At 45.3% G+C, this 26,239-nt stretch carries 33 protein-coding genes; 8 read left to right on the forward strand and 25 right to left on the reverse strand.

The features are described from left to right. Positions 1–1,326: 1,326 nt before the first annotated feature. From CJD36_RS19800 to CJD36_RS19910, 23 genes are all read right to left on the reverse strand, one after another. Positions 1,327–2,109, reverse strand: a complete 783-nt coding sequence (locus tag CJD36_RS19800) for a DNA adenine methylase (RefSeq protein ID WP_105040935.1) — start codon at positions 2,107–2,109, stop codon at positions 1,327–1,329. Between the two features lie 68 nt (positions 2,110–2,177). After that, complete coding sequence (locus CJD36_RS19805; protein WP_105040936.1) at positions 2,178–3,005, reverse strand: hypothetical protein; 828 nt, start codon at positions 3,003–3,005, stop codon at positions 2,178–2,180. A 9-nt stretch (positions 3,006–3,014) separates the two neighbouring features. Next, complete coding sequence (locus CJD36_RS19810) at positions 3,015–3,518, reverse strand: hypothetical protein (protein ID WP_105040937.1); 504 nt, start codon at positions 3,516–3,518, stop codon at positions 3,015–3,017. Beyond that, positions 3,515–4,336, reverse strand: a complete 822-nt coding sequence (locus CJD36_RS19815) for a nucleotidyltransferase (RefSeq protein WP_105040938.1) — start codon at positions 4,334–4,336, stop codon at positions 3,515–3,517. The genes CJD36_RS19810 and CJD36_RS19815 overlap by 4 nt, the downstream gene beginning before the upstream one ends. A gap of 1 nt (position 4,337) precedes the next feature. Next, positions 4,338–5,078, reverse strand: a complete 741-nt coding sequence (locus CJD36_RS19820) for a hypothetical protein (protein WP_105040939.1) — start codon at positions 5,076–5,078, stop codon at positions 4,338–4,340. Between the two features lie 16 nt (positions 5,079–5,094). Then, positions 5,095–5,403 (reverse strand): hypothetical protein, encoded by a 309-nt coding sequence (locus CJD36_RS19825; RefSeq protein WP_105040940.1) that lies wholly within the window; start codon positions 5,401–5,403, stop codon positions 5,095–5,097. Between the two features lie 4 nt (positions 5,404–5,407). Further along, positions 5,408–5,701, reverse strand: coding sequence for a hypothetical protein (locus tag CJD36_RS19830; protein ID WP_105040941.1), 294 nt, complete (start codon positions 5,699–5,701; stop codon positions 5,408–5,410). Further along, positions 5,694–6,323, reverse strand: coding sequence for a hypothetical protein (locus CJD36_RS19835; RefSeq protein WP_105040942.1), 630 nt, complete (start codon positions 6,321–6,323; stop codon positions 5,694–5,696). Before CJD36_RS19835 ends, CJD36_RS19830 begins: the two co-directional genes overlap by 8 nt. A 10-nt stretch (positions 6,324–6,333) precedes the next feature. Next, positions 6,334–7,350 carry a hypothetical protein gene (locus CJD36_RS19840; protein ID WP_105040943.1) on the reverse strand — a complete coding sequence of 339 codons (1,017 nt, stop codon included), beginning with the start codon at positions 7,348–7,350 and terminating at the stop codon, positions 6,334–6,336. Then, positions 7,350–7,958 carry a DUF6046 domain-containing protein gene (locus CJD36_RS19845; RefSeq protein WP_105040944.1) on the reverse strand — a complete coding sequence of 203 codons (609 nt, stop codon included), beginning with the start codon at positions 7,956–7,958 and terminating at the stop codon, positions 7,350–7,352. Before CJD36_RS19845 ends, CJD36_RS19840 begins: the two co-directional genes overlap by 1 nt. A 64-nt stretch (positions 7,959–8,022) precedes the next feature. Then, positions 8,023–9,849, reverse strand: a complete 1,827-nt coding sequence (locus CJD36_RS19850) for a tape measure protein (RefSeq protein WP_105040945.1) — start codon at positions 9,847–9,849, stop codon at positions 8,023–8,025. A 42-nt stretch (positions 9,850–9,891) separates the two neighbouring features. Next, positions 9,892–10,077 carry a hypothetical protein gene (locus CJD36_RS19855; RefSeq protein WP_105040946.1) on the reverse strand — a complete coding sequence of 62 codons (186 nt, stop codon included), beginning with the start codon at positions 10,075–10,077 and terminating at the stop codon, positions 9,892–9,894. Positions 10,078–10,097: 20 nt separating this feature from the next. Then, positions 10,098–10,463 carry a hypothetical protein gene (locus CJD36_RS19860; protein WP_105040947.1) on the reverse strand — a complete coding sequence of 122 codons (366 nt, stop codon included), beginning with the start codon at positions 10,461–10,463 and terminating at the stop codon, positions 10,098–10,100. Positions 10,464–10,508: 45 nt separating this feature from the next. After that, on the reverse strand, positions 10,509–10,934 hold the full coding sequence (locus CJD36_RS19865; RefSeq protein WP_105040948.1) for a hypothetical protein: 426 nt from the start codon (positions 10,932–10,934) through the stop codon (positions 10,509–10,511). Between the two features lie 64 nt (positions 10,935–10,998). Further along, positions 10,999–12,150 carry a DUF2586 family protein gene (locus CJD36_RS19870; protein ID WP_105040949.1) on the reverse strand — a complete coding sequence of 384 codons (1,152 nt, stop codon included), beginning with the start codon at positions 12,148–12,150 and terminating at the stop codon, positions 10,999–11,001. Positions 12,151–12,408: 258 nt separating this feature from the next. Further along, positions 12,409–12,894, reverse strand: a complete 486-nt coding sequence (locus CJD36_RS19875; RefSeq protein WP_105040950.1) for a hypothetical protein — start codon at positions 12,892–12,894, stop codon at positions 12,409–12,411. Between the two features lie 30 nt (positions 12,895–12,924). After that, positions 12,925–13,464, reverse strand: coding sequence for a CHAP domain-containing protein (locus CJD36_RS19880; RefSeq protein ID WP_205685653.1), 540 nt, complete (start codon positions 13,462–13,464; stop codon positions 12,925–12,927). 2 nt (positions 13,465–13,466) lie between these two features. Next, positions 13,467–14,081 carry a hypothetical protein gene (locus CJD36_RS19885; protein WP_105040951.1) on the reverse strand — a complete coding sequence of 205 codons (615 nt, stop codon included), beginning with the start codon at positions 14,079–14,081 and terminating at the stop codon, positions 13,467–13,469. Further along, the gene (locus CJD36_RS19890; RefSeq protein WP_105040952.1) at positions 14,078–14,332 is read right to left on the reverse strand and encodes a hypothetical protein; all 255 of its coding nucleotides are present in this window, start codon (positions 14,330–14,332) and stop codon (positions 14,078–14,080) included. The genes CJD36_RS19885 and CJD36_RS19890 overlap by 4 nt, the downstream gene beginning before the upstream one ends. Beyond that, entirely contained in the window at positions 14,329–14,613 is a 285-nt protein-coding gene (locus CJD36_RS19895; RefSeq protein WP_105040953.1) for a hypothetical protein, read from the reverse strand. Before CJD36_RS19895 ends, CJD36_RS19890 begins: the two co-directional genes overlap by 4 nt. Before the next feature lie 56 nt (positions 14,614–14,669). Continuing rightward, complete coding sequence (locus CJD36_RS19900; RefSeq protein WP_105040954.1) at positions 14,670–15,245, reverse strand: hypothetical protein; 576 nt, start codon at positions 15,243–15,245, stop codon at positions 14,670–14,672. Positions 15,246–15,344: 99 nt separating this feature from the next. Continuing rightward, a complete protein-coding gene (locus tag CJD36_RS19905) occupies positions 15,345–16,505 on the reverse strand; it encodes a phage capsid protein (protein ID WP_105040955.1) in 1,161 nt (386 codons plus the stop codon). A gap of 70 nt (positions 16,506–16,575) precedes the next feature. Then, positions 16,576–17,673: a head maturation protease, ClpP-related gene (locus CJD36_RS19910; RefSeq protein ID WP_161499394.1), complete on the reverse strand. Its 1,098-nt coding sequence runs from the start codon at positions 17,671–17,673 to the stop codon at positions 16,576–16,578. Positions 17,674–17,986: 313 nt separating this feature from the next. Between CJD36_RS19910 and CJD36_RS19915 the strand changes: the two genes are divergently transcribed. From CJD36_RS19915 to CJD36_RS19950, 8 genes are all read left to right on the forward strand, one after another. Continuing rightward, positions 17,987–18,439: a DUF1804 family protein gene (locus CJD36_RS19915; protein ID WP_105040957.1), complete on the forward strand. Its 453-nt coding sequence runs from the start codon at positions 17,987–17,989 to the stop codon at positions 18,437–18,439. A 14-nt stretch (positions 18,440–18,453) separates the two neighbouring features. Then, on the forward strand, positions 18,454–20,070 hold the full coding sequence (locus CJD36_RS19920; RefSeq protein WP_105040958.1) for a hypothetical protein: 1,617 nt from the start codon (positions 18,454–18,456) through the stop codon (positions 20,068–20,070). Positions 20,071–20,088: 18 nt separating this feature from the next. After that, positions 20,089–20,538, forward strand: coding sequence for a phage protein Gp36 family protein (locus CJD36_RS19925; protein ID WP_105041013.1), 450 nt, complete (start codon positions 20,089–20,091; stop codon positions 20,536–20,538). 1 nt (position 20,539) lies between these two features. Next, positions 20,540–21,880, forward strand: a complete 1,341-nt coding sequence (locus tag CJD36_RS19930) for a phage portal protein family protein (RefSeq protein WP_161499395.1) — start codon at positions 20,540–20,542, stop codon at positions 21,878–21,880. A gap of 20 nt (positions 21,881–21,900) precedes the next feature. Beyond that, a complete protein-coding gene (locus CJD36_RS19935) occupies positions 21,901–23,148 on the forward strand; it encodes a PBECR2 nuclease fold domain-containing protein (protein WP_133162724.1) in 1,248 nt (415 codons plus the stop codon). 126 nt (positions 23,149–23,274) lie between these two features. Beyond that, on the forward strand, positions 23,275–23,841 hold the full coding sequence (locus CJD36_RS19940) for a phage virion morphogenesis protein (protein ID WP_105040961.1): 567 nt from the start codon (positions 23,275–23,277) through the stop codon (positions 23,839–23,841). A gap of 5 nt (positions 23,842–23,846) precedes the next feature. Continuing rightward, positions 23,847–24,431, forward strand: coding sequence for a hypothetical protein (locus CJD36_RS19945; protein WP_105040962.1), 585 nt, complete (start codon positions 23,847–23,849; stop codon positions 24,429–24,431). A gap of 29 nt (positions 24,432–24,460) precedes the next feature. Then, the gene (locus CJD36_RS19950) at positions 24,461–25,147 is read left to right on the forward strand and encodes a hypothetical protein (RefSeq protein ID WP_105040963.1); all 687 of its coding nucleotides are present in this window, start codon (positions 24,461–24,463) and stop codon (positions 25,145–25,147) included. A gap of 59 nt (positions 25,148–25,206) precedes the next feature. On the opposite strand, the gene CJD36_RS19955 is transcribed toward CJD36_RS19950, so the two are convergent. Both CJD36_RS19955 and CJD36_RS19960 read right to left on the reverse strand, forming a co-directional pair. Further along, positions 25,207–25,533 (reverse strand): hypothetical protein, encoded by a 327-nt coding sequence (locus CJD36_RS19955; RefSeq protein WP_161499396.1) that lies wholly within the window; start codon positions 25,531–25,533, stop codon positions 25,207–25,209. Between the two features lie 95 nt (positions 25,534–25,628). Next, positions 25,629–26,195, reverse strand: coding sequence for a hypothetical protein (locus CJD36_RS19960; protein ID WP_105040965.1), 567 nt, complete (start codon positions 26,193–26,195; stop codon positions 25,629–25,631). Positions 26,196–26,239: the final 44 nt, after the last annotated feature.

Genomic DNA, 26,239 nt, shown 5'->3' on the forward strand with positions numbered 1-26,239 from the left:
GAATACAAAACGAATACGTCCTGCTACTAGATTGCTTCGCGAAGGGCTCGCAATGACCACCTAACGATACAAAAGAACATTCCCAACTGGTCCTCGTTTGTAACGGGGATCCAACGGCAGGTCGTTTGTAACGCCCGTTATTGGGCAGTAAACAAATACAGGGATTATCTAACCAACAAGTAAACCTATTTAGGGACGAGGCACCCGGATAAAGTGGAAACAACCAGAAAAAAGTGGAAGAAAGTGGAAGTTTTTGGAAATTTGTTAAAATCCGCTAAAAATCTTACCCATAAAGGTATCCAGCTAAAACGAATCAAACAAAACTTCCGCAATTAAAAAAAAACTTCCACTTTTCTGTGCTAATTGAGCGCATGTCAAAAAAACGGTCGGATGCCAAATGTCGGGGGGGGGGGGGGGGGGGGCCCGATCTCAAAGGGAAACCAGCCCAACGCGAACGCCTCAGTCGGAGAGCCCCACATAGCATTCTCAAGCGTGGTTCAAAAAACGGGCATCTGTGAAATCTGTGCAATCCTTTTCAATCTGTGATTTAGATAATTACGACCACAATTTCCTCATGAAAACCAACCATTTCCCTACAAAAATCTGTCCCTTTTAGAACTACAGTGCTGATGGAAAAGCCATTATTAACCAAAAGTTATTAATAATATTATTTACCAATTAGTGAATAAAAAACATGTTTAAAATATTGTATCAGTAAAGACTTTGTATTAAATTTAAGGCGTTTAAATATCCAAATAATTATAATCGCCCAAACCAAAAATCCGAAAATTAAAAACCAATCGTCTTATTATTTTCCCCGATGAAAGCTATCCCGCTGGGTTAAAAATCAATGCAGGCTTAGCAACTCGCTGCATGAATAGCATCTGAATAGAAGTATTATACATCAGAACGTCATCAATGTATATGTAATAGCAGTGCTTACCGGCTACAAACCTTCTTTTTAATACCATTCCATCATGTTCGGCCTTGTCTTCAGTAGGCCCGTTCCGTTGCCATTTTATATCTAACATGCTACAAAATTAGACCGCGATAAGATCACCAACATCATTTTGTGGATATCTTCCTAAGATCGCATACAGGCAAGGATTTCAAAAGAAAAATTATCAACATTTCAATTAATAAAGGGCTTTAAACAACGTTTAAAGCCCTTTTCAATTCCTATATTTGCACCGCGACCTACCAATACCAGCCGAGACTATCTCGGCCTGATTTCCCCTTTATAGAGGAAACCGCCCGGACAAGAGCATTCAGTTGCTCAGGCTGGTATTGGTGGGTCGCACCTCAATTAAGGCTGTCCGGGCGACATTACTCAATCGGATAATTCGCAGTCATAACCTCAACCTTCATCTTACCCGCTCCCTTATTCACACTTACTCGCTGCTCCACCCGTTTCTGATACCATCCGAATCTCTTTACAAACTGATCCAGTATATCAGATGGATAGCTACTAAGCAGGAATTTCCCCTTTATTTCGCTCAGCGCAGTTAACAGCCGTTCAAAATCTTGCAGGGAATAACCCCCATAATGCCCACAATCGCTATTGAAATATGGAGGATCACAATAAAAGAATGCCTTATCATAATCCCTGCTCTTGATGATATACAGAGCATCTGCGCACTCTATTTGCACATTTTGCAGCCTTATGGCATAATCTTCATTGAACTGAACACCCTTGTTATGAATCTTCTTACTGGTGGTGTTTTTCGCCTTATCGTAGCCCCATGTTCCATCGAGCATAGAAGCAAACGACTGAGTGGCCAATACCCAAACAGCCCAGGCACGTTTCAAAGGAGTAAACAAATGCGGATTATTGTAGACCACCGATGCATCACTATGCAGCTTTCGACTGTGCAGTGTTATCTTGATCTCCTGAGACAGGCTAACATAATCCTGTTGAATTACCCTGTAGAAGTTGATCAACTCCGTATTCAGATCATTGATTACCTCCACTTCGCTAGGCTCTTTGGCGAAAAGCAGAGCCGCGCCACCGGCAAACGGCTCTGAGTAAAGGATGTGCTCAGGAAAGAGCGGAAGGATTGTACTTACTAATTTCTGTTTCCCACCGTAGTAGGTGATTGCACTTTTCATATTTGTATTTATTAATTGGTTCTAATATCACTTTGCCCGAATCTCCCCAATTAATAAAGGTTCACCCCCTAATCCAAACTAATCACAGCCGTACCATAAACACTATATGCCGCTATGCCTGAAGCTGGCTTAATAAACTCTATGGCTATTACGCCATAGCTATCTACTTTCGCTGTAAACTGCTTTAGCAAGCCATATCCATCAAAGTCACGCATCATACCCGCACTATTTCTATGAACAGAAAAAATCTGAGGCCAGGTAGGACGACATCCCGCAGGTAGTGTTGTCATATCGTAAAACGATGCTGTTAAGGCGGGATCAAGAGCCTGTGCATCATTTACATTCAGTGCAACGCGCAGGCTCAGCGTATTAGCTAGTACGTCCTTTGTATAAACAATTGAGCCTTCAACATCACCGACACTTACAGATACCAGTGTTATTTCATCAGTTATTAGTCTATGCCTTTCGCCCATCGCAGCCCCGTATAATACAAACGTACTTACCAGAAAGTCGATATCAGGGTCAATATCCGCATTGGCCATTATGTGGAACGTCCCAACAGTGGTCGTTCTCACATCCAACAGATTACCATTCCTGTAAGGTCGTTGCACAGAGGTTGGCGATAAGCTCACTACAAATGAATTACCTAAGGCCGGGTACATCCCCGTATCACCACCGGCACAGTAATACAAAACACCTGCAACGGCAAACCACCCGGGCGACATATATGTGCCTGACTGTTCCATCCCTGAAATTATTATAGGGTTGAAATAGCTCCCGCCACCTCCCATCTTGGTAAATGCAGTCGCTATATCTCCATATGCTTGCTGCATAAAATCAAGATCACCCTGCGTAAAGCCCAACCTGCCTGTATTGCTAAAATTTATACGTTTCATATCAAATAATTAAAAAGTTACAACAACATATATCGACTTCCCCGCAAGCCTGTAAGTATCAACCAACCCACGAAGCCTGTACTCACTATAAATCGGCAACAAACTCACCGCCACTGGCACCCTTACCTTAAATGCTGGCCCGCTACCTGCATTGGCTACCTCATCATCAGTGGCAAGCCATACCGGTTCACCTTCACCATCTAAGGGCAACCATACCGGGTCAAGTTCCGCATCAAGGGCCAACCATATATTTTCTGGAAAGTCCGTATCATCAATGTATATCTGCCTGTCTATGGGGTCGAATGCATCATTAAGAACTGCCTGAAGGCTTACAACCTGTCCGTTATGGCTCAGCAGGTACAGTGTATAGTTCCTATAGGCCGTAAAGGCATCATACTGCCACTTTATTGGCGACACCAGTACATTCAACCATGCAAGCCACTTCCGCTTGCGCAGTAGTGTAGGTGTGGTGTCCTTAACCAGGTCTTCATATACTATTTGCCAAAAACTCATAAGTGCGGTGTGTAAGTAATGTTATCGGCGAAGAAGCCCGTATCAAATAATAAGTAACCAGAGTCGGTTGCGTACTCCGCCGTAAAAGGTGCAAACGGCAGTATACCATACCGCGCCTGCGCCAGTGGGCATATTGCATTAACTACCCCCTCTACCCCGCGAATGGTATCTATCAGCCTGTTAAGTACAAATACCCCATTAAACGGGATAGTGTTCAGGTAGGCAGCAATAGCATGCTTAACAGGGGCATCATTTGCACCATCTATCCGCGATCCATTGGCATCTAGCACAAGCGGGTTATAGAATATCGTAAGCTGCAATTGCAGGTCGTCTGGTGGTCTGCTCGTCATATGCACCCTTACCCCTCCATCCTTCACAATGTCCATGTAGGCTTGTATGATCGCTAACCTGGTATCATCTATAGCCCCCAATACGCCACCACCGGTATCCGTTGCAGTCTTCAGCCATATTTGACCGTCTACTTCCACAGCTGCCGCCTCAGTTACAATTTGTGCAGCTTCATCAATGGTTTCGTAGGTATCAGTGTCTTCTATAAGAATGTGGCCATACTGAAAATACTTAGCCTTCTGTACATACCAGCTCAGCTTATGTACCTCTTTTGCCGCTATTAGCGTATCTGTTTCAGCCTTATGCATATCAAACATAAACTCCAACACATTCTGGCAGAATGCAACGACGTAACACCACAATTTCCATATGGCAACCTTACTGTTTGATGTCAGCTCTACGCTCAGCACCGGGTCGGCATTCTTCGCCGTTTCCAACGCATCCTGTATTTGTCTTATGCTACGTCCCATATTACCGAGGTATTGTAATGTTGAATAATACTATGTACTCACTAACCGTGTTCGCTGGCTTCACCATATACGCATTGATGGTAGTTATTATGGTTATGGGATTGTCATCCGCTACAAGATCTATAGTCGAAAAGTAGCCGCCGCCATACATCGGTAGCATTGCCGGATCAGCGGAGAACAAGCCTGCCACTACCGTTGCCTGTGAGCCAAATAAACCTACTGGCGATGGATTACTTGTATGATTCCAACTGATCAATGGTATGGCCATACGTGCAGGCGGGTCAGGAAAATCAGCTGGAGAATTCACGTATAAATAACCCTTCATGTGGAATGATCTATCTAGCGAATCAACCCACCATGTAAAATCAACGTCTATATTACCATGACCTGGCCCCAGAGTATAGTATGTATTGTAAGAAATATACGGCCTGTAGACGTTAAACCACCTATCATATACAAGACTATCAAAGGTCCTGGTACTCACCTTACCACTATCGCCTATCTGCACCATACCCGCACTCAGTGTTGGTATCTTTATCCTATTGTCGCTGTTCCTGTAAGTAAACGGCACCTTAAACTTTGCATTCTTGGGCGCACCAGGCACACTATCATACGTCCCAACCATATAAGTATTGGGCGTAACATCCTTAGCCGGAAACTGGCTGAATTTAACCGGCTGTGCCATTGCTTTCACGGTGAGCAACGCAACAAAAACAAGTAATAAACTGATCTGCTTTTTCATATTTTGATATTAAATTTTAGTCTTCTGAAATAATTACCTCTCCATCTTCATTTACAATGCCGTCGCCATCTTCGCTTTCCATTGCAGTTCCGGCAGGTAATCCCATTGTCCCCAATACATAGCCGTTGGCATTCAGGTAACTGGTTATGGCAGTATTAGTGGGTGCATCATCAGGGATAACAAGTACACGACCCGAAGGCACATATGCAGAGGGAGAAATCCCATTTGCAAAAGCCACATGCACCAATGCTTCCTGAGTACCGGTAGCGTTGATCACTGCATCACTTAATGTCTGCCTTGGCTGTACTATGTATGTTCTTGGCATATGATTACTTATAAATTGCATTGGTCACTATCTTGCCATTCTCCACGGCCACCTTATTCACCTTCATGCCATCACCGACAAACTTTTCACTTATCTTCTGCAATAGTGCCGATGGCCCTTCATCATCCTTGTAGCGGCCAGCACCTACAGTTGCGTCCGGGTACTGCTTTATTTCGCCTTCATTCAGTAACAGCAGTAACTTTTCATTCTGTACAGTGCTATCACCAATTACAAAATCACCATCCACTATCAGTAGATCAAAATCATCATCGAGCAGTATATCTTTCGGATTAGCCATGTGTTGTATTCTCGCTTTTAAGTTCAGTATCAGTTGAAGAAGTCAGAAAATCACTTGCCCAGCTTGCCGCCAATGTCTTCAGTGCAGCACCACCATCACCCGGGGCAACAATCCACGCTACAAATATTTGCTTGAGGGTATTAAGATCATATTCCAGGTTGTTCAACTTCGTTACCAGCTCCATCACCTTCACCAGTCCGCCGAATGCATCCCCATTAATCTTTACCTTACTTTCCGTATCAACGGTTATCTTATAGTCACCGGCCTTTATTGACACCCCGCCGTCTCTTATTATTATCCATGCATTACCTATCCTCACCTCGAACCCATCCAGCACACTGCATTTTACAATCCCCATATTCCCGCCACCGTCCAGCTCAGCCACCCATACCACACTATCTACAGCAGGTATCAATATCATCCCGCTTGTTACCTCCAGTGCTGCATTCACAAATACACCCTCTGTTACATTGTCTTCATCATTCTCGTTCAGAACCACTTTGCAGGTATAGTCACCGGTATTCACCTCCTTCACTATGCCCGTATAGATCACAGCGCCACCAGATAGCATTTCAACTATCTCTCTCATATCTTCAGCGGCCTTCTTTATCGTTTGGCTCATGGTGTGTTTATTAACTCTTAAAACTCATTTTAGGTCCTACCTCTACATTTCGCCACGCTCCACTCGTACCAAATGTTACTTCCGTACTCTCAGCCATGTAAAAACCTGCGCTTTCCGGGTATCTGCTGTCCTGTATATACATCTTATATCCCGGTTGGCAGTAAGGCTGTAGATACCCGCTTATTCGGCCTTCAAAGCCGGTGTAGTTCTTTTGGTACTGCATTTCATTGGCAATGCGTTTCATGTTGGCCACGTCAGGTATATTGTTATTTATGGCCTTCACTTTATTGCCCAGCACCTTCTTTTCACTTTCAGTCGCTATCCTTCTACCGGTTGCCAGAGTGCCCCCAAACAATACCTGCACTGGTTCACTGGGCGTTTTTATCTTCAGCCGGTTATCGCGCATACAGTTATAACCAATCCTGTATTTTACACCACCAATAGCAAACGGATCTACTCCTTCATGGTAGGCGGTGTAAGTCAATCCGCACCACAGTTTTTTAGGAGTGATAAAGAAGATCGTGATCACGTTCTGACAAATCTTCCTTATCTCGCTTATTATATCAGTACCACCGGCATTATCAAGAGTTATATTCTTCAGCGCAATGTCATCCTGTACATACAACTCTATCTCTGTGCCCTTTACAGCCTTATCCAGTAGTTCTTTTACACTGGTCGATGCATAGAAGCCTTTTAGGTTTTTATTCAATCGCAATAGCCTGTTATAGCCCTCACATTCAATCGTCAGCTGATCACCGGGCATCAGCCCCTTTACAAACCCTTCAAATTCTGTTTTCAACTGGCCGTTGTATCCTAGCTCCACTTTTATCTTATCACCCTCTGCAAATACATTGCTCAAAGTCTCCACTGCGCTTGTACCACCATTCTTCCTTTTCACCCTTGCTAGGCTCGGCAGCATCAGGTTACAAGCATCAGCCGCACTATGCACGCTCCTGTTTATCCTGGCATTCATTACACCCGAGAAACTAAATCCGCCGATCGTTATTTTACTGCTCAGTACAAACATTATCCTATTTCCTCCAGATCAAATATTGAATTACTTGTTAATCGTAGATCATAGCCTACCACATGCTGCACACCCGGATGCGCCGGTATGTTGATGCTCTCAACAATAACATTATAGCCCATGCCATTTAGATAGATGTCGGTTTTTACGTTTCTGAGTGCCATGGCGCTGCCACTTACAAACACATCCCTAAGCATTTTCTCCAGGTCTTCAGGATACTCATTACCCTTGCCGATCAATAAGCCCTTAATATTGATATTGTAGCTGTTGATATTCACAACCTGGTTCACAGCTCCCTCACGCTCAGTCATTCCGGTTTTAATGATCGTTTTTGTATTGTCGATCGCCACCACTGCAAAAGGCAAATCCCAGATCACATTTAGTCCGGAGGTTACCGCTCCATCAGGAAGAACGATGCCGCCACCGGCGAAGGTTACTGTAGCTGGCAGATAATAATCCCTGCCAAACTGATCCTTTTTATAATAAGGGCTACCATAGTCACCATACTGTTTACGGCTGAAAACGTCCGCAACTGGTGCAAATTCAAAGCCTGCGTCCACACCGTGCACATCACTAAACAACTGCGCTATTGATAATTGAATCGACATTTAAACGCCCTTTAAATTCTATTTAAAATTGCCCGTAAGTGGGCCATCTATTAACTACGCTATACTACAATGCGTCCTTTATGGAATGGATGACGCTCGCAAATATTTCTTCCTGGTCACGTCTGCTATACTGCTTTGCCTCTTCCATACTAGCCACATGAAACGTCTGATCCTTGATCATTGGCGCATTCAGGTTAATAACTATCTGCCTGCTACCACCACCACTAATTCTTTTACTTGAATCAGATACAGCAGTACTTAGATCGGCGTTTCCTTTGCCCGATGCGGCCATATCAGCTACCATCTTATAGCCACCGGCCATTATATCGTTTTGCTTTATACCCATCGGGCTAATAGACCAATCAGAGCTTTTTATAGGCACACCCTTGGTAAACTGCCCCGTTTTCATAAATGAGATCATCTCACTGTCTTCATTCATCCAGGGCTGCAACCCGCCATACTGCATTATCTTTTTATATAGTGCAGCCTCATCACCTGGTTGTACGTTCCATCCACCTCCGCCCCCTCTTTTGCTCCAGGCAGGAAGGTTATCGTAGTAATTATTTGCACCGGCTGCAGCACCGGTAAAGTCGATGTCTGTTTTTGCAATGTCAAGAACTCCACCAACGGCACTCGCCACTGGCTTTGCAATACCGGCAACCAGTTTTATGGCCGGTGTAAGATCATTCAGTATTACGGTCGACAGGTCTAGCATGCTTTTGCCAAGGCTCTTCACCTCTTCGCTCAGTAGCAATGCTGCCACAGGCTTCAGCAATCCCGCCATGCTGCTGCCAAAATCCAATATTGAAGGCAGCATATCCTGGAAGGCACCAAACAGCTGTTCTGTAATTGGTATTAGCTTCTCCAGTACAGATGGCAGCTTATCAACAAGAGGCTGCATGCTATCTATAAACTTACCCCATACCGGCATTAGCTTTTCACCAAATTCCTGTATAGCCATACTGGCATTACCCTTCATTGCATCCCACTTGCCAAACGGGGTTTTGCCCATGTCATTAAGCATTCCGGCATGGCGGCCTTTACCCGTTGTATCCCATATCATCGCCTGCCTTACCATTGTAGACGATATAAGACCATTGCTCATATCATCACGCAACTTGTCCATGCTCTTGCCGGTATGCTTGCTGATCACCTCTAGCGGATTGAATCCCGAAGAGGTATATTGGCGCAGATCATCACCTTGCAACCTTCCTACCGAGTTTGTTTGTGCAAAAGCATAAGTGAGCAGCTTCATTTTCTCAGCATCGCCACCGGCTATATCGCCCAGCATCTTTAGGTCGGGCATTATTTCCTTTACAGCTGTGCCATAGCTCAGCAGCATTTTAGCATCGTCATACAACTCAGTGCCAAATATGCTATCCTTTATGTAGTTGGTCAGTTCACTGTACAGCTGCGCACCTTCCTTCTGGCCACCCAGTACACCAAATTGAGTTTTGTTCCTGCTGGCATCCATGCCCGCAGCTATTACATTCTGTCCACCACCAATCGCAAATGCACCTCCGGCAGTTACTGCTTGTGCGGCAATATTGCCATAAAAACTACCCTGTGCCAGTCTGCCTAGTGATGTTCCACCATGTCCTGTACTACTCGGCCCGGATAATTTGTTTATCCTGGTCTCCAGTGCAGCTATGTCCCTGTTGGCTGCTGTTATCTGGCGGGTATCAATACTTATGTCACGCTTTTTCCTCAGGGCATCCAGCTGCTGGTTCATGCCCGCAATGCTCTGCGTGGCATATTTGCTTTGGCGCTGAGTATTGGCTATAGTATTGTTCACAGCATTCATTACCTTATTAGCATTACTGCTAACAGAGGCAAGACCCTGTTCATGAAACCTTACTACAAAATCAATAAAATCGCTGCCAAATGCCATATCTATTAAAACTTAAATGCCCGCCCATTCAGGCGGGCATTGTTACTTTTTCCTTTTCGTTACTAACCCAAGCTTTGCCAGTTCTATCGACTCCAGTATCTCCTGCGTTCTCAGATATTCCAGGTTCGCATATTTCTGAGCAAACTCTTCGTCAGTTAATGATTGATGATCTACTCCCGGCAGATAATATTCAAAAACCGTTTCAGCATAACCTAAGGGATCGGCCACCGGGCCTCCTGCCGCATCCCTTATAAGTTTACCAGGGTAGCCTTCTTACCTTCCAGCTTCACTTTTAGTTCCTGGCTGATGCCTATAAACATCTGGTCGTCTGTCAGTATCTCATTGCTACCACCTATAAACGTCAGTGTGGCCAGTTCTTCAAACACATGGAGTGCTTTGTCGCGGTCTGCCTTGCTCATTGCGCAGTTCAGTTCATTGCGCCCTGGGTTTTTAAAGTAGGCTATATGCCCGTCTACCGATAGAGCGTAAATGCCATACTTGTATTTTGCCTTCCACTCTTTGATCTGGTCTTCAGTTGCCACGCCGATCAACGTTGCTTCCTGCTTTCCACCGGTGCTATCGCCCGTTGGGCTAAATAAAAAATATCTCTTCATAAAAATTATTGATTAAATAAATAATGAATTGGTTACTTGCCGGACCTAAACGATATCCAGGCAAAGGAATGGCATGGTGATTGGCATCTGTGTGGCTCCCTGATCCCAGCCCTTCTCGAATTCCGATATTTCCACACCTACTAGCGTATCTGTCTCCAGTGGCCTTCCTTTCGCCTCCTGGTAAACAACTACAATGGTCATGCTTACATCAAGAATATCCTTGCCGCCGGCCGCCACCGCAGCTTTATTCATTGAATCAACAGCTCCCTTCAACGCAGTTATCTCACCACCACAGGTCTCATTGCCACTCTGTATGCCTATTGCTTTATTGCCAGAGCCGTGCAGATGCGTTTTTACTTTAGATTTCTTATACTTGATTCCCTCGATCTTGGTTGAAGTACCACCTTCTATGTAAATGGTCATATCCGCCCATTCACATTCCTTGCTATCAAAAAAAGTTACACCTGCCATATAAAAAATATTGTTGTTTGAATTAATTAAGAAAAACTACCTACTATCTACTATCTACCATCTACTACAGCGCAGGATTATCAAACCCCAGTTTAATATCTATCGTTGTCGCATAACCTACTGGCACTATGCTCAATTCCACATTCAGGACGTTGGTAGATAATATATTCTGATTAGGATTAATTTTACAAGTCACGCTGCTGATCTCTCTATTTATAGTCATTGTATTATTGATCTGGTTTTCCACCTTTTGACTGATCGTCTTGCAATAACCAACATCGAGCTTTCCTTCTACAACAAAAACTTCATCATCCACCTCCTGCACAAAAGTTGCATAGGTCAGTTTCTGCACCTTGTCAATTACACGGCCACGAGACAAGAAATGGTAATCGTCAGTAGTGGCACTGGCCGTATCATCACCGCTGAAGAAGTAGCCACCAACATTAGGGTAAGTGGTTAAAGTGATATAGCCTTTAGCTGCTATTAATGCTGGGTCATTGGGTAGCGTCTCCAGTGCATCTGCTCCCAGATATGCTTCCGCTGCTGTCAGCGCACCGGTCCTTACCCTGCTCACTTTACGCATAACAGGTACGCTTGCCAGTCTTCCAAGCAGCATGCCGAGAGCAGCACTCGCACTAGCCACAGTATCACCTATCAATATAGCTACCCTGTTATGAGCCAATTGCGTAAGATCAGCAAGGTCGGCTACCGTCCCGTTATAACTTGTACCACCAAGTATGAACCTCAATGGCTTCTGTCCGGTTGCGTACTCTGAGCATATAGATTGTAGACCTATTAATGCACCTGAGTAGTCGTCATTGATAGCATCATTGGTAGTTTGTTCTCCGTCATACACTGCATTATCATCACACATCAATCCGCCAAAGCATATTTTACCTTGCGCATAGTCCAGAAGTGTTGGTACAAAAGGCAGCATTGAATCATAGGTAGCAGTATTAGCAGTCAGCAGAAAATACAACTGCGCACCCTTACCCGCTTCATCATAAAACTCTTTTATCTGCTTAAAAGCAAACGGGTTACCATCCTTAGTAATGCCCAGACCTAGAAGGTCATCCATAGAAGTGATCAGCTTTGGTGTTCCCACTGCATAATCGCCTTCCGGTACACCGGTGATGATCATACCGCATACACCATCCGCAGTTTGCAATGTGCTACCTAATTGGCCATTCGCTAACGTTATATTAACTCCGCTCATATAAAAAAGTTGTTTTTATGACAATTCATTATACACTCTCCTCTTTTTGAAAGAGGAGTACCCGCCTTTTCGGCGGGGGAGGTGATTACTCCCCGTCTTGCACTGCCAAGGCCCGCCCCATTTACGGGAGCGGGCCATTAGCGTTATTATCAGAGCTTAGACGCTCAGTGCTGGGGCTACTTCACAACTTCACCCCTCGTTGGTTCTCATTATCAGAGCATCATGCCCATCCTTTTATCCTTTCAATCATGGTTCAGACTATACTGCCGCCAGCGCTTCCTCCGCTGCCTTCACCTCACCTTCGGCCACCGGCACTGCCGCAATAGCCGTTTCAAGGGCTGTTGTTGCCTTCTTTACTGCATTGGTCGCTGCTGTCTTCTGTGGGCCGGTAGCATCAGGCAGCAATCCTGCCTTGTTAGCTGTAGCCTGTTCCAGGTTCGCAGTTGCAGTACCTACCGCTGCCTTTGCACTTTCCAGAGCCAGTCTCTTTTCGCCCAGGTTCTTTTCTGCCTGTTCGCGTGGGGTCAAAACAACTTCCTTTGATTCGCTCCCGCTCTTCGCTTCCGCCGCTGCAATTGCCTGTGCCCTGGTCACAGTTTCCACCTTGCCGGTGCCTTTCCCTGCTTTCTTCAGTGCGCTGGCCTGCGTTTTTGCATCCTGCTCTTTCTTAAAGCCTGTTCCACATTCTGTGAAATACAGTACCTCCGCTTTCGGATTACTGTTGAATACTTCAATTTTCTTCATTGCTTATAAATTGAAAAGTTTAAAATTTGATTAGTATTTGATAAAGGCAAACATTCCTGCAGAGTTCACCATCCTGTTCCTTCTGGCTACCATGTAACCCTCTCTACTACCGTCATCATTGGTATTGCCTTCTATGGTCTTTAGCATAATACCTGCCTTAGTGATCGCCACCGCTTCAATTAATCCGGTATGGCCCGTTCCGTTGGCAAACCTCATTATGAACTGCATACCTGGTACTAATAACTCCGGCTGTGCAATAGCCTGTGCAACGGTAACAATCTGCAAAGGGTTTGTTTTATTGTAGCAGACCAACACACCGCCCGTTTTTACCACTGGAGAGCTAACACCCAGTTGCTTTGCAGCTTGCAGATACAACCAGTAAACTAAAGCTGCACACCATGCATAACCACCACCCAGTCCTACTGATCGCAGGTATTCTTCTACACGCGGCCCTTTGTTGCTATTCTTTGGCACTTCCTGTACGCCTATTTCCTTCCTGGCTAATTCCAGTACAGCCATCATCAGGCTCTTACCATTAACCACAATGGGCGTATAAATTGGCTTGGTCATAGCTACAGCAGTTTATTATTTAAAATATGGCCCTTGCACATATACCCGATACAGAAGAAGAGCACTGCAACTATCAGTACCAGGAATACCAACGGCTTAGTCGCAGTCAGCCAACCTTTGGTCTCTTTTTCCACCACTTCTTTCAGCGTCCCTACACTATCACTACGCTTGTCTACAAGGCTTTTAATGGCGTATAAGCTATCATACCGGCGGTGAAGCAAAACACTATCCTTTGTCTTCCTGGTTATCACCTGCTGCATGCTGTCCGCCTTGCACTCAAAGTGTCGGTTACCTTGTTTGTCTGTGGTAGTAGTAAGCGTGGTATTGCCATTTCTCACAGTTGTGTTTACCGGCTGATCCTTTGCTTCAGTCAGAGATACGCTGCTACCGGCCACTGGCTCACTGGTCGTTTCTTCACTGCTCCAGCTGCGTATAAAATCTTCCATCATTGCGGCACGGCGCATACTATCAGCTTTCCGCACACTATCCTGCTTCACTTCCCAGTTCACACTAGTAGTTTTACTGCCCTTTGTTGCCCGGCACGATCCCATACAGAACAAGAAGATAAAGGCTATAATGCCGGTTAAGATCACACTAAGAATTCCCTTTACTATCATGGTTGTGGTGTGTTGTTGTTATTAATATTTTTGTCTTTATCCTTACTCCCTTTGCTACTTCCCCATCTGAAATTCACAAGGGTGTTATAGTTCGTAACCAGTGCGCCAACTATCAGGGCTATACCATCTAGTGGCCGCTTTGTTACTATAGAATACCATCCGAAACCGATAATGGCACTAATAAGGATGATCATCTGTGATGCGAGTAAAACATCCTTACCCTTTACTGCATCTAATAGCTTTTGTATCATGTCCAGTGTTCTTTAAGAGCCTTCACATTGCAGCATTCGTCCAGACTCCCACACTTCATTTTGCTGCGTTTCCTTTGCTGTAGCTTCCAGCTTATCTTCATGGAATAGTCCACTATAGCCAGTATCGTCAATATGCAGCTCAGGCCAAACATACCCGCCTTAAAATATGGACTGGCCTTAGCCAAAAACTGAGAAAGAGCCGATGTTGATGTCCAGCTGCTCGCCACCAGGAGAAGACCGGTAACGTCTGATGTTATGCTATGATAGTTGTTATGCGCCATTTAATAGAACCGTTTTGCACCCACTAATCCCGCCTTGTTCGGGCGGGTTAGCGGGTCTAATCGTATTGAGGTGGCGAGGTGTCACCCGATGGCCAGTCAGGTAAGAGTACCTCCCAATCCTCCTGCTGTTTATATCTGATCAACAGTTTCCCTTTCCATCGTGCCTGGCTCAGCGCGTGTCGGTTAGCCAACGAGAACAGAACACGGTAATTTGTGTATGGATTGCCATTGCCGGAATTCACTGCATAGGTGAACACATTCTTCGCGGTATTGGCACAGGTAAACGTCGTCAGTGTACAGAAGTCAGTTCCGGTCGATGTATCTACCGACCCCTGCACAACCACCGTCACACTATCAACCCTGCCTGCAAGGCTATCCACCGTAAACCCGAAAGTCACGCTGTTGTAACGACCTCTTACACGTGCGCTCAGCGTATCCTTAGTTGTCAGCAATATGCTGTCCGCAGTAGTGCGCAGAGGCATATCAGTTGGCTTCCAGGTATCCTTAAGCGTCCTGCTACCGCCATTGTTGAAGTCGCCACCTACAGCATAATTCTGTATATCCGACAGCTGAGCCATTGAAGTGGTGGCCAGTCCAAGCATTGCCACCGCTATTAAAATCATTTTCTTCATACGTATCATAATTTTTTGATCAAGTCTTTTGCCACCTTAAGCCGTTCCAGTGACGGTAACGGCTTAAGATCATCTATTGTAATTTGACTTTATCTGAGACTATACTCCAACTGCTGGAGCCTTCTGTACGATCGCACCGATACCAAGCTCAGTGTCCCTGCGTGGAGCGCCACCGGCTCTTGTCAAGGCAGAGGCTACATCACCGTAGTTCTTAGGATCATTGTCCTGAGAGTACACTTCTGTTTGTCCTACCGCGCGGCTTACAGCGCCCTTCCACCAGAATATCGCCGCTGCGTTATCCGTAGATGCCCCGGCTGCTCCTATGGCCTTTACTACCGGCAAGTCAGCATTTGTATAAGAAAGCACCTTACTGCGCATGAAGATCTTAAAGCCATACAGCATACCAACCTGTCCCGTCTTAGGGTCCATTGATGCACTGAAGTCTGTGAACTGAGTAGCACTCATATCTTTCACAAGTTGTGAATACATGGTTGCATCAAGCAGCATACTACGATCAGCCATTGGCACATCAAGTGAATTCAGCAAAGTGCTGGCCTGTAGTACATCATACATACCAAATGCAAGCCTGTAGCCTGATGCTCCGGCTAAGTGAGCATTTACCTTTAATGGCGCAGCGTCCTGGTCGTTCTTTGGCACACCCGATGTTCTGAGGATATTGTTGTTAACAGTTTCACCATCAGACAATAAGGCTGTACCGGTAGGTGCCCATTTGTAAAGTATCTGGCTGGCAATCCTTTCACTCAGTTTACTTTGGTTTTCATAAAGTAATGAATCCATCTGGTTGTAAGAAAGCTCTACCTTTTCCGCATTACGAACAATGAATGGAGGCACCCTGAATTCGCTGATATCATAGGTCTTTTCTCTGTCAGCGGCAGCGTTTACATCTGCGCCACCCGCAGGATACACACCATCAACAATGATATCTCCGGTCTCATTCGCATTGGGTACATGCACCGTTTTTACCGTTACATACTGGCTATCATCAATTGACTCCTTCAAAAACTCATTGTTCATGAACATATTATGCTCAATTCGCTCTACCCACATCTCCGTTTGCAGGGCCATCATGGCCAGTCCCTTAGTGTTACCAGGAATAGCGCTCAGCAGGAAGCTAACTCCACCGCCAATCCCGAAGGCTGCTAATGATCCGCCAAACGCAGCCATTGCAATAAAGCCTACTACAGCCGCTATCACCATAGCCCAGCCGAGTCGCGTAATACTTAATTTCTTGTTCTTCATGTTATGTATAAAAATTATTAGTTGAAAATGTTTACCTATTTGTCACTATTAGCCTATCGAAGGGCGACTACTACTTAACTCCGTACCTCGCCTCCTTCATCTGCGCATATGCTTCAGGAGAGAGTTTTTTCAGATCAGCCATTTCGCCGGTCTGCATTAGAGCATCCCATCCTTTGCCCACCATATTTGTTACTTCCTGAGAGAAAACGCCTTCCTTATCCGCCTGTCTGATCTGGGAAGTGACGGAAGTAAATACACCCCTTGCCTTTAATAACTTCTCCAGGGCATCCGGGTTTTCTTCATACTGCTCAGCTAGCACATCATACTCAGCTACGGATATTTTCTTATCCTTTTTCGCCTCTGTCAGCATGGCAATCACCTGGTTAGTCACGTTCTCCTTTCTCAGGGTCTTCAGTTCCGCACTCACAGTGTCGTATTTCGTAGCCCTGGCATGCAGGGCTTTAATTGCACCCTTTATTGAGGCGCTGTCTGAGCTTGCTGAAACTCCCGTTCCAAGCATCTTACCGAGTTCGGCATCGAACTCTAATTGGATCATATCCATATTGACTTCAGTTTTAATTTTTGATTGTTTATCCTGGAATAACATATAAATGCCGTCAGCATCAAGATCAGAGTCGGCAGGCATCTCCATTTCTTCCCCATCATACACACCATCTATCAGCTTTGCATCCATTGCTTGCGTTGCTGTGTAGAAATTATCTTTCCCGTTCAGAAACTCTGCCATTACCTCTTCTGTGGGTTTGCCGGTTCGCCTGCTGTACACTTCGCACATATCCTTTTCAATACCATCCACATAGTCTGCTTTAGCCCTCAGATCGGCAGCAGTACCAAATGCTCCACCAATAGGCTTGTGCATCATCAGGCGGGCATATTTGCTCATGTACAACTTAGCACCCGCAAATGCAAGAACACTGGCCATGCTAGCCGCCACGCCGTCTATATACACATTGCAGATCATTCCGCAAGAGCGCTGCACTGTATACATCGCTACACCATCACTTGTTTCGCCACCTTTACTGTTAATGCGCAGGTTATACTCAGTAAAGCCTTGCTTTTTCAGCCAGGCAATTTCCACAGCAAATGCAAGGCTCATTTCACTGTCGATCACTCCGTACAGCAGTATCTCCGGAAGTTCCGTAGGTACCATTCTCCTAATTGATCTCGTTGCTCCTGGCATGTCTTTGTTGGTTTTTAAAAATGCCTGCGGTTACTTTAATTTTCGACCGCAGGGCTTATCTATCAGTGTCATGGCGAAGCGTAAAAACTCCCTTTCCTTTCGCTGATGATGTAAAATTGCATTCCCCCTCGCGCGTAGCCAAATCCTTTATCGGCGGCACTCTTCAAGGAATTGCATTATACCGCACACCCCTCCGCATTATACTTTTTGCACCCCAAAAAGTGCAGATTTAAAAGTCAATTTTGCCCAGTAGCGGCAAAGCCGCTACCAAAACAACAGGCTTATGACGCAAAAAGACAAGCAGGAAATGCAGCAAAAACGGGAGTATGCCCGCATCATGTATGTGCATGGTAACCTTAACCAGATAGCCATTGCTGTAGAGCTCAATGTGTCCGAACAAACTATTTCCGAATGGAAAAAAGATGGGAAGTGGGAACGGTTGAAAACAGGCAAAACCATATCAGATCAGGAGATCGTTGCGCAGCTTGAAGAATTGCTCCAGCTGCTCATTGATCAAGGCAAGAAGTACCTCGAGGATGACGACCCGAAAACAAATCCCGATGCCGACCGTATCATCAAGACCACTAAGGCTATTGCTTATCTCAAAAAGAAAGCAGGCCCTGCACAGATGTACCAGACCGGCATTGCCTTCATTACCTGGTTGGGAAAAGAAAATTCGGAAATAGCAAGACAAGTCGCACCGCTCTTCCAGGCATTCATTAGATCACTCGTTTAAACAGCATTTAAATCATGCACGACAACATTGAACAATCACCTGTCGAATGGCTGGTATATAAAGAAAAAGACCCTGCCGAATGGGAAAAGGAGTTTAATGCACTGGTAGTAAACGTTGCGAATGCTACAGCTGCCGACAGCAGCGAAACAGAAGAAGAAAAGCAGGCACGTATTAAGAGGCTTGAAGCCCCCGGCAATCAGGAAGAGTGGATAAAATACTACTTCCCAAAGTACTCCTTTGCCGCTCCTGCCGCGTTTCAAAAGAATGCAACCTTGCGCCTTATTAATGCCTGTAAAGAGATGCAAGCAAAAGGCTGGGGTAAGTACTCTATGTCCCGTAAATGGGGTCGTGGTTTGGCAAAAAGTACCCGCCGCATGATGGAAGTATTTTACCTCCACTTCGTTTTAAAACTGCCTATTAATGGCCTGTTCTGCTCCAAGTCTGAGAGCAATGCCATTGACCTGATGGCTCCATACATGGCTAACTTAGAAGGCAATCAGAAGCTGATTAAGGACTACGGTGTACAGAAGAACCTGGGCAACTGGGATATGAAGAAATTCATATCCAAAAGTGGCATGGGCTATAAGGCCGTAGGTACTACCCAGAACCCGAGAGGTTCAAAGAACGAAGAGATGCGTATAAACGTCATCCAGTGCGATGATGCTGATGATGATGCAGTTTGTCGCAATGCCGACCTACTCAATCAGGCATGGAGGTGGTACGAAAAGCAGGTCTTACCCTGCGTTGAGATCTCGCGACCTTACTTCATATTTTTTGATAATAATGTCATTGCTGAAGATTCACTGGCCGTTCGTTTCTCAAAGACAGCCAAAGACAATGAAACCATCAATATCAGGGACGAAAACGAGAAATCGACGTGGCCTGAAAAGAACACAGAAGAGATCATTGAGGAGATGCTCGACGGTATGAGTTATGAATCGATCCAGGGGGAGTATTACAACAACCCTATGGCGCAGGAAATAACCTTCCCCGATATTACATGGGGCGAATGCCCCGCACTGGAGGACTTGGACGATGCTACATGCTATTCCGATCCTGCGCCATCTAATAAAGAATTGCCCACTGCAAAGTCTGGGGGTGGCAATAGTAATAAGGCCACTTTTATAATTGGCAGAAAAGGAGCCCGTTTCTATATCTATTACGGTTTCCTTGGTGGCATGAATACAGCCAAATTTGTCGATGGGCTTTTTAGCTGCCGAGACTATGTTGGCAATAGACGCACTATTGATTTCTATATAGAAAACAACTCACTGCAAGATCCATTCTTTGAACAGGTTCTACAAGAAAAGATATATGAAGCAGGTGAGACAAAAGGTTACCTATATCCAAGCCAGGACACGCGTAAAAAGCCCGACAAATGGGTGCGAATAGAATCTACCCTTGAACCCATTAACAGGAAGGGTAATCTAATTTTCAACATTGCAGAGAAAGGCAACGCTAACATGATAAGACTGGAAGCTCAATTTAGAGGGGCTAAACCGACTAGTAAGAAACTAGACGGCCCGGATTGTATCGAGGGTGGAGTTCACGTTCTAAAAGTCCGCAATGTAGCCCATGCCGCCGAAGTCCTGTTCCAGGAAAGGTTCCAATCAGACGCATACCATTATTAACACACAAATTTTTCAAAAATGCCTTACACTCCAATAATAGTGCCCGCCGATCTCTCTACTCACGTTTACGCGCCCATCATTAATGAGATCGCCGAAAACAACAACGACACAATAGTAAGTGCCATCAGCATGGCCATTGATGAAGCAAAGATGTACCTCACCCGGTACGATCTCATTGCAATCTTTGGTGATCCTGGTACCAACGTAGCGGCCACATTTACTCCCGATGCCATGTTGCTAAACATCATCAAGACCATTGCCGTCTGGAATCTTATGAATCTGGCAAATCCTAACCTTGACTATGAACAGTGGCAAAACCGTTACAAGCAAATGATCAGCAGCCTGAAGGACATACAAAAGGGCTTAGCCGATCCCCGCTGGCCATACCAGGACTATACCGATACCACCACCCCCGACAGCATAGAGGTATATGCTGTGTCTAACGAAAAAGCAAATAATTCATATTAATATGAGCAAGAAACCAGTTAATAGCACACAAACGTCCAACGAGCCACAGACAGGAAAAGGGCAGGTACAGGTTACCCAGGAGATGGTATTACGTTCTGTCAATCGAAGCAAAAAAGATGTAAGAACATGGCGCACAGCAATTGTCGCAGCTGAATCAGTATATGTACCTAATACGGTTCCGTTATATGATCTGTACACCGATATATTACTGGATGCCCATCTCTCCGGACTGATCAAAAAACGCATCTCCAGTGTGCGCAATAAGAAAATGGTCTTTAAGGTAGGTGAAGACAAGGTGGATGAAATGGACTCGCTCATCCAGTCCAAGGCGTTTAGTGATGTGATCAAACAGATCATGCTTGCCAAAATGTGGGGAATATCAGGCATGGAGTTCATTCCTGGAGAGAGACTTACATTCAACGAAATACCACGTAAGCACATAAAGACAAAAACACAAAAGATTGTCTATGAGCAATGGGATAATGATAACGGTGTTTTCTACCCCGACTATCAGAATATCTGGGTTGTCGGTGAGCCGGGCGATCTTGGCCTGCTCTCAATTTGCGGTTTCTACGCATTGTTAAAGAAAGGTGCTATAAGTCACTGGGCCGAATATGTAGAACTATACGGCTCACCGGTCATGGTGCTGAAATACGGTGGCAATGATCTGCAAAGTAGAAAAGTAGGTCAGGGTATTGTTGACAAAGCAGGGAACAGCCTTAAGATCGTTATCCCAAAAGAAATGGACTTCCAGCTTGTGGATGGTAAAACGTCCAATGGCAATGGTGATCTCCAGGAGAAAATTGTCGAAAGGTTGAATCAGGAAATGTCCCTGATCATCACCGGCAATACCGAAACCTCCACCAATGGCAAAGGCGGCACTGGAGGGAAATCTGTCGTGCATTCCAATGAGCAAAAGCAGCTCATTAAAGACGACATGGACGATGTGCTTGATCTGCTGAACTCCGATAAGTTCCTTGCAATACTGGCAACATACGGTTACCCTGTTACCGGTGGCAACTTTGAATACGTTGGCGAAATTGACATTGAATTCCTTCAGCAGAAGATCAGAGTAGATCTGCCCCTCTTACAGGCAGGCTTGCCGGTATCAGCAAAATACCTCTACGAAACTTACAATATCCCGATGCCCGAAAAGGGAGATCAGATCGTTATACTTAGTGGCGCTCCCTCCACCGATCCTGAAGAGACTGGCGAAGAACCAACAGAGCCAACCACACCAAAGCCCGCAACCAGGGAGAAAACACCTCCGGCAGAAAAGCCACTTACCGCCAGTGACGTAAAAGCCATGCTGACCGATTTTTTCGCGAACGCCCTCACCTGAGAGGGCACTACACTATAAAAATGCTCGACCGGCATTACACGGGACATAACCATAGCCTTGGCGTAACCATGTCCGGAAGTGAAACAGACTTCTCAGCCATGTGCAACCGCATTGCAGAGCAGCTCTATAGCGCGAAGATCAATCAAGGTACAATCCCAAAAGATATGTACGAGGCTACAGCCGGTGAGTTGATGGATGCCGTATTTAATGGCTTAGGCAAGCAGAAGACATTCACTTACGAAGACCCGCGCAATCTCCTGGTTGCACACCTCCGGCAGAATATCTATGCCTACAGCGCCGCTAAGTCTTTAACCGAAATGAAAGTCTTTAACGACCTCATGATTGACAAGGACGGCAAGCTAAAGCCATTCAAACAATACCGGGATGACGTAGCGAAGGCAGGATATACATTCAATGTAAACCACCTGCAAATCGACTACAACACCGCACTTGCATCGGCCCAGGTGGCACAGTCATTCAATGAATTTGGTCCTGACGATTATATTGAAGTCCGCACCACCGGTGCAGAGAATGTGTGTCCTATTTGCGGCCAGCTCAACGGCTTTACCCGCCTGAAGAGCGCTACCATATGGGCCACGTTCTGCCCACCGTTCCATCAGCAGTGCAATTGCAAGCTCATACCCGGACAGCACCGTAATGTCAGGAAACACGATGCGCCTTTAAAAATGCTCAGGGAAGCCGGTGTAAAACCCTACTTCCAGTCCAATCCCGCCATCAATAAAGTAGTCTTTACCGATGACTACCCACACATGCAAAACCTTAAAAAAGGCACACCATTACATTGGGATAAGGCGTATAACCTACCATCATTAGACCGCATTTACATGGATAAGTTACCTACCCCCGTTACCCTCAATACAAAGGCGGCAGCAAACGAGTGGTGGACCCAAAGGACAGGCACAAAAAAAGGAGAGTTCCTTGTAAAAGACAAATTGGGTACAGTAATCAAAGTGGATAACAAATTTCGTAACCACGTATTTGAGCAAAACAAGGAAGCTCGGTTTACACACCTGGCCAACTTAGATGAGATACTACAAGACCCTGACGAAATTTGGAGTACTAAAACTAAAAAAGGTAATCTCATCACAACATACATACGCTACTATGATAACTTCCCTTATTGTGTCCAGGTCGATGATGATCGCGCCTTTACCATGATGCGCTATGATATTATGGGGACCGGTAAACCAAATGAAAAGTCTTTAGAGCAAGACAGGTCCGGAGTACTTCTTCATAGAAATAATTAAGCCATTGCGTTCCCGGTGAAATGCGTAAGACGGCATCATCGGCACAATGGCTTAATAACACCACAAATATATAAAATAACCGGCAAATTGAGCCATTGAGCTATTGAGCCATTCAGCCATTAAAATATGACACCCGAACAATTCAAACAGGAAACCGAAAGAAGAGCAAGGCAGCTGGAGAACTATGTCCTGCACGTTTTCCCTGTCAGGGCGGGTAAAATGGCGCTCCGGTTTATAGATGGCAACTTTCATGCTCAGGGATGGCAGGGGGCCACATTTCAGCCGTGGGCGCCCAACAAAACAAGAACGCGCATACTTGTCAAGCGCGCCTTTCTCCTGCGCAGCTTCCATTATACACCCAGGCAGGGAGAGGTAAGGATATTTAGCAATTCGCCTTATGCCTACGTTCACAATTTCGGTTTTCATGGCAAGGTTACCGTTAAGGCATATACCAGGCACAAATACGCAGCTAAGAAAATTGGCACTGGCCGGTTCAATAAAAACGGCACTGAGCGACAGAAGACAATACACATGATCACCGATTCTACTGAAGTAAGATCTCACACCAGGACAATGAACATAAAGCAACGTCAGTTCATGCCAAAAGATCAAAACGACAGTCCGATATTCAACAATGCCCTGAAGCGGGAGATCACCCGGGAACTAAAAAACATCTTTGATCCAAAAACTTAAAAAACATGAACAGCCAAAACGCAAACATCTTTCTTGCCATACAGCAGCGCATCGAATCACTGGTCGATAGCAGTAACAGCAACAAACGTTACTTCGCTACTATCGACATGGACCTCCAGCAGCTCAATTTCGATCAGCCACCAATTAAATTTCCTGCAAGCCTTATCGGCGGGTTCAATTTCGACTATAAGCACGGCGGCCAGCTTGCCCGTTTTGGCTCAGGCCAGATCACAGTAAAAACATGCTTCACCCCCTACAGCTCCAGCAGCAACCTCACTCCTCAGCAATACCGCGAAAAGGCGCTCAACTATTTCAACCTCGACCAGATCATTTACCTATCCCTACACGGTTGGAAACCCGAATACATTGTTGATGGTGTTGATCAGCTTGCCAATGTTACCGGACACCTTATGTGCGTCAGTGAACGTAGACTGCCCCGTAACGATGATATTATCGTTACGGAGCAAACATTCATGTTGGGTAAAGACGACTACAGCGCAAAACCTGTAAAGGGCTTAGTCCCACGCCCAGAGGTTAAGGTCATCACCGATGGAGAACATGCAGAAGAATTCGGTAACGAGTACAACTAGTTTATATTTTAAAAACACAAAGCAACAACATGAAGAAGATCTTGATTGCCATTTTAATAGTGGCCACACACGCACCGGCATTCGCCCAGTCCCAAACTATTAGCCAGGAAAACACCACCCTGAAGAATACCGTTGATACCGGTATAACAAACAAAAATGCGGTTAACAAGGTTCGGGCGGCTACAGAGGGCGCAATTATGAAAAAGGTAGTAGACTATGCTCTAAAGGTCTACGATTCCACCAAGGCATCACTTGAAACGAAACTGGATAAAACGGACAGAACCATTTTTGCAACTACCTACAGTCGCGATACCCTGAGCACTAATATCAGGAACTGGGTAAGGGAATTCATTGCGTCTGACGGCACCGATATTCAAACTATCGCTTTCGGATCGCCATACTCCAGTACTGTGCAGGTACCCATCAGTGCCAAAGTAACTATCGTTAAGGTTACAAACATTATGTTCGGCCCATCAACCATTGCCTCCGCTCCTGGTAATAATGTGGGCGATCTGCTGTATTATATTATTGAGGGAAGTGGCAGCCAGAATTATAGTGTAATATATGGCGCACCCTTTGCCCCGTTCGAGGGCCGCTACAAAGGGCCGGTGAGCTTCCAGCCACAAGCGGTTAGTTTGGTCGCCAATTCTACTAGCTTATGGGTTTGGGATGGGGCTTACTGGAATCTTGTCTCACACTCCGAAAATTACAATTAGCGCATGCCAATAAAAAAGCCCCTATCACAGGGGCTTTTTTATTATATCAGCTATTTTAACTACCACGTATAATTACATTGCAAACACTTTCTCTTGATCTTATTCGCTCCTACTGCACCAAACAACAACCCAAATACCCACATAATAACGGAGAACGGCAACATGAGCAAAGCCATCAGGCAACCCTTACCGGCACTATAGCCCTTTTTATAAGCATGAATACTCTCGCTTCCACACTTCGGGCAGGTCACTACCTTTCCAACCACTGGCTGATCCTCATTTTTATAATCAGCCCATTTCTTCAGCCGTGCAGCCTCTTTATCATCTACCGTTAGTCCAGCACCACAGCTATTGCAGAACTTTGCACTATCAGCATTATCTTTCATACAACCAGGACACATTTTCATGACGTGAGTTATTTTTTACAATTATACAATAAATACGCAGTCTATCTACTATCTACTAACGACTATCTACTGGTTTAAACAGCATTTAAATAGGCTTTATACACCTTTTCAATTTGAGTGATCAGCACGCTCAGCTCTTCACTGCAATGATCATTAAGCGGCTTCTTATACTTACCATACGTCACACACCACCCATTCACCTGCTCCATATCTAGCTTTCTCCTGGGCGGTTGTTCCGAAGACATGGTAAGTGTCGCCTTCTTGTTCACACTGCTGGTATTCACCCCCTCATACCAACCCAGCAAATGGGCAAAGTGCAATATCTTCCTTCGTTTTTTATCCTCTTCAGGATTCACCTTAAGTTTCTGTTCTTTCTTCGGCGTTGATCCTAGCTGCACAGTATTTGTATTTCCCGTCCGGGTCAATCGCTCCAGCGCTGCAATCATATCCTTTGCTTCCTTCCAGCTTAGCGCAGTGGTGCTGGTAGCTCTGCCGTCAGTATAATCGCGTACTAGGTTCTCTTTATACCGCTTCATTTCGCCCTTATCTTCCAGTCCGGGTATCTGTGACAGTAGCACATGTATCTTGGCTATTTGCCCCTTATTTACCAGATATTCACCAGTATAGTTTGCTTTGCTCATCCAATTAATTTTTGTGTTATTAACTAAGTAGAAGCCCGGCTATG

The organism is Flavipsychrobacter stenotrophus (assembly GCF_002954265.1).
Taxonomy (GTDB): domain Bacteria; phylum Bacteroidota; class Bacteroidia; order Chitinophagales; family Chitinophagaceae; genus Flavipsychrobacter; species Flavipsychrobacter stenotrophus.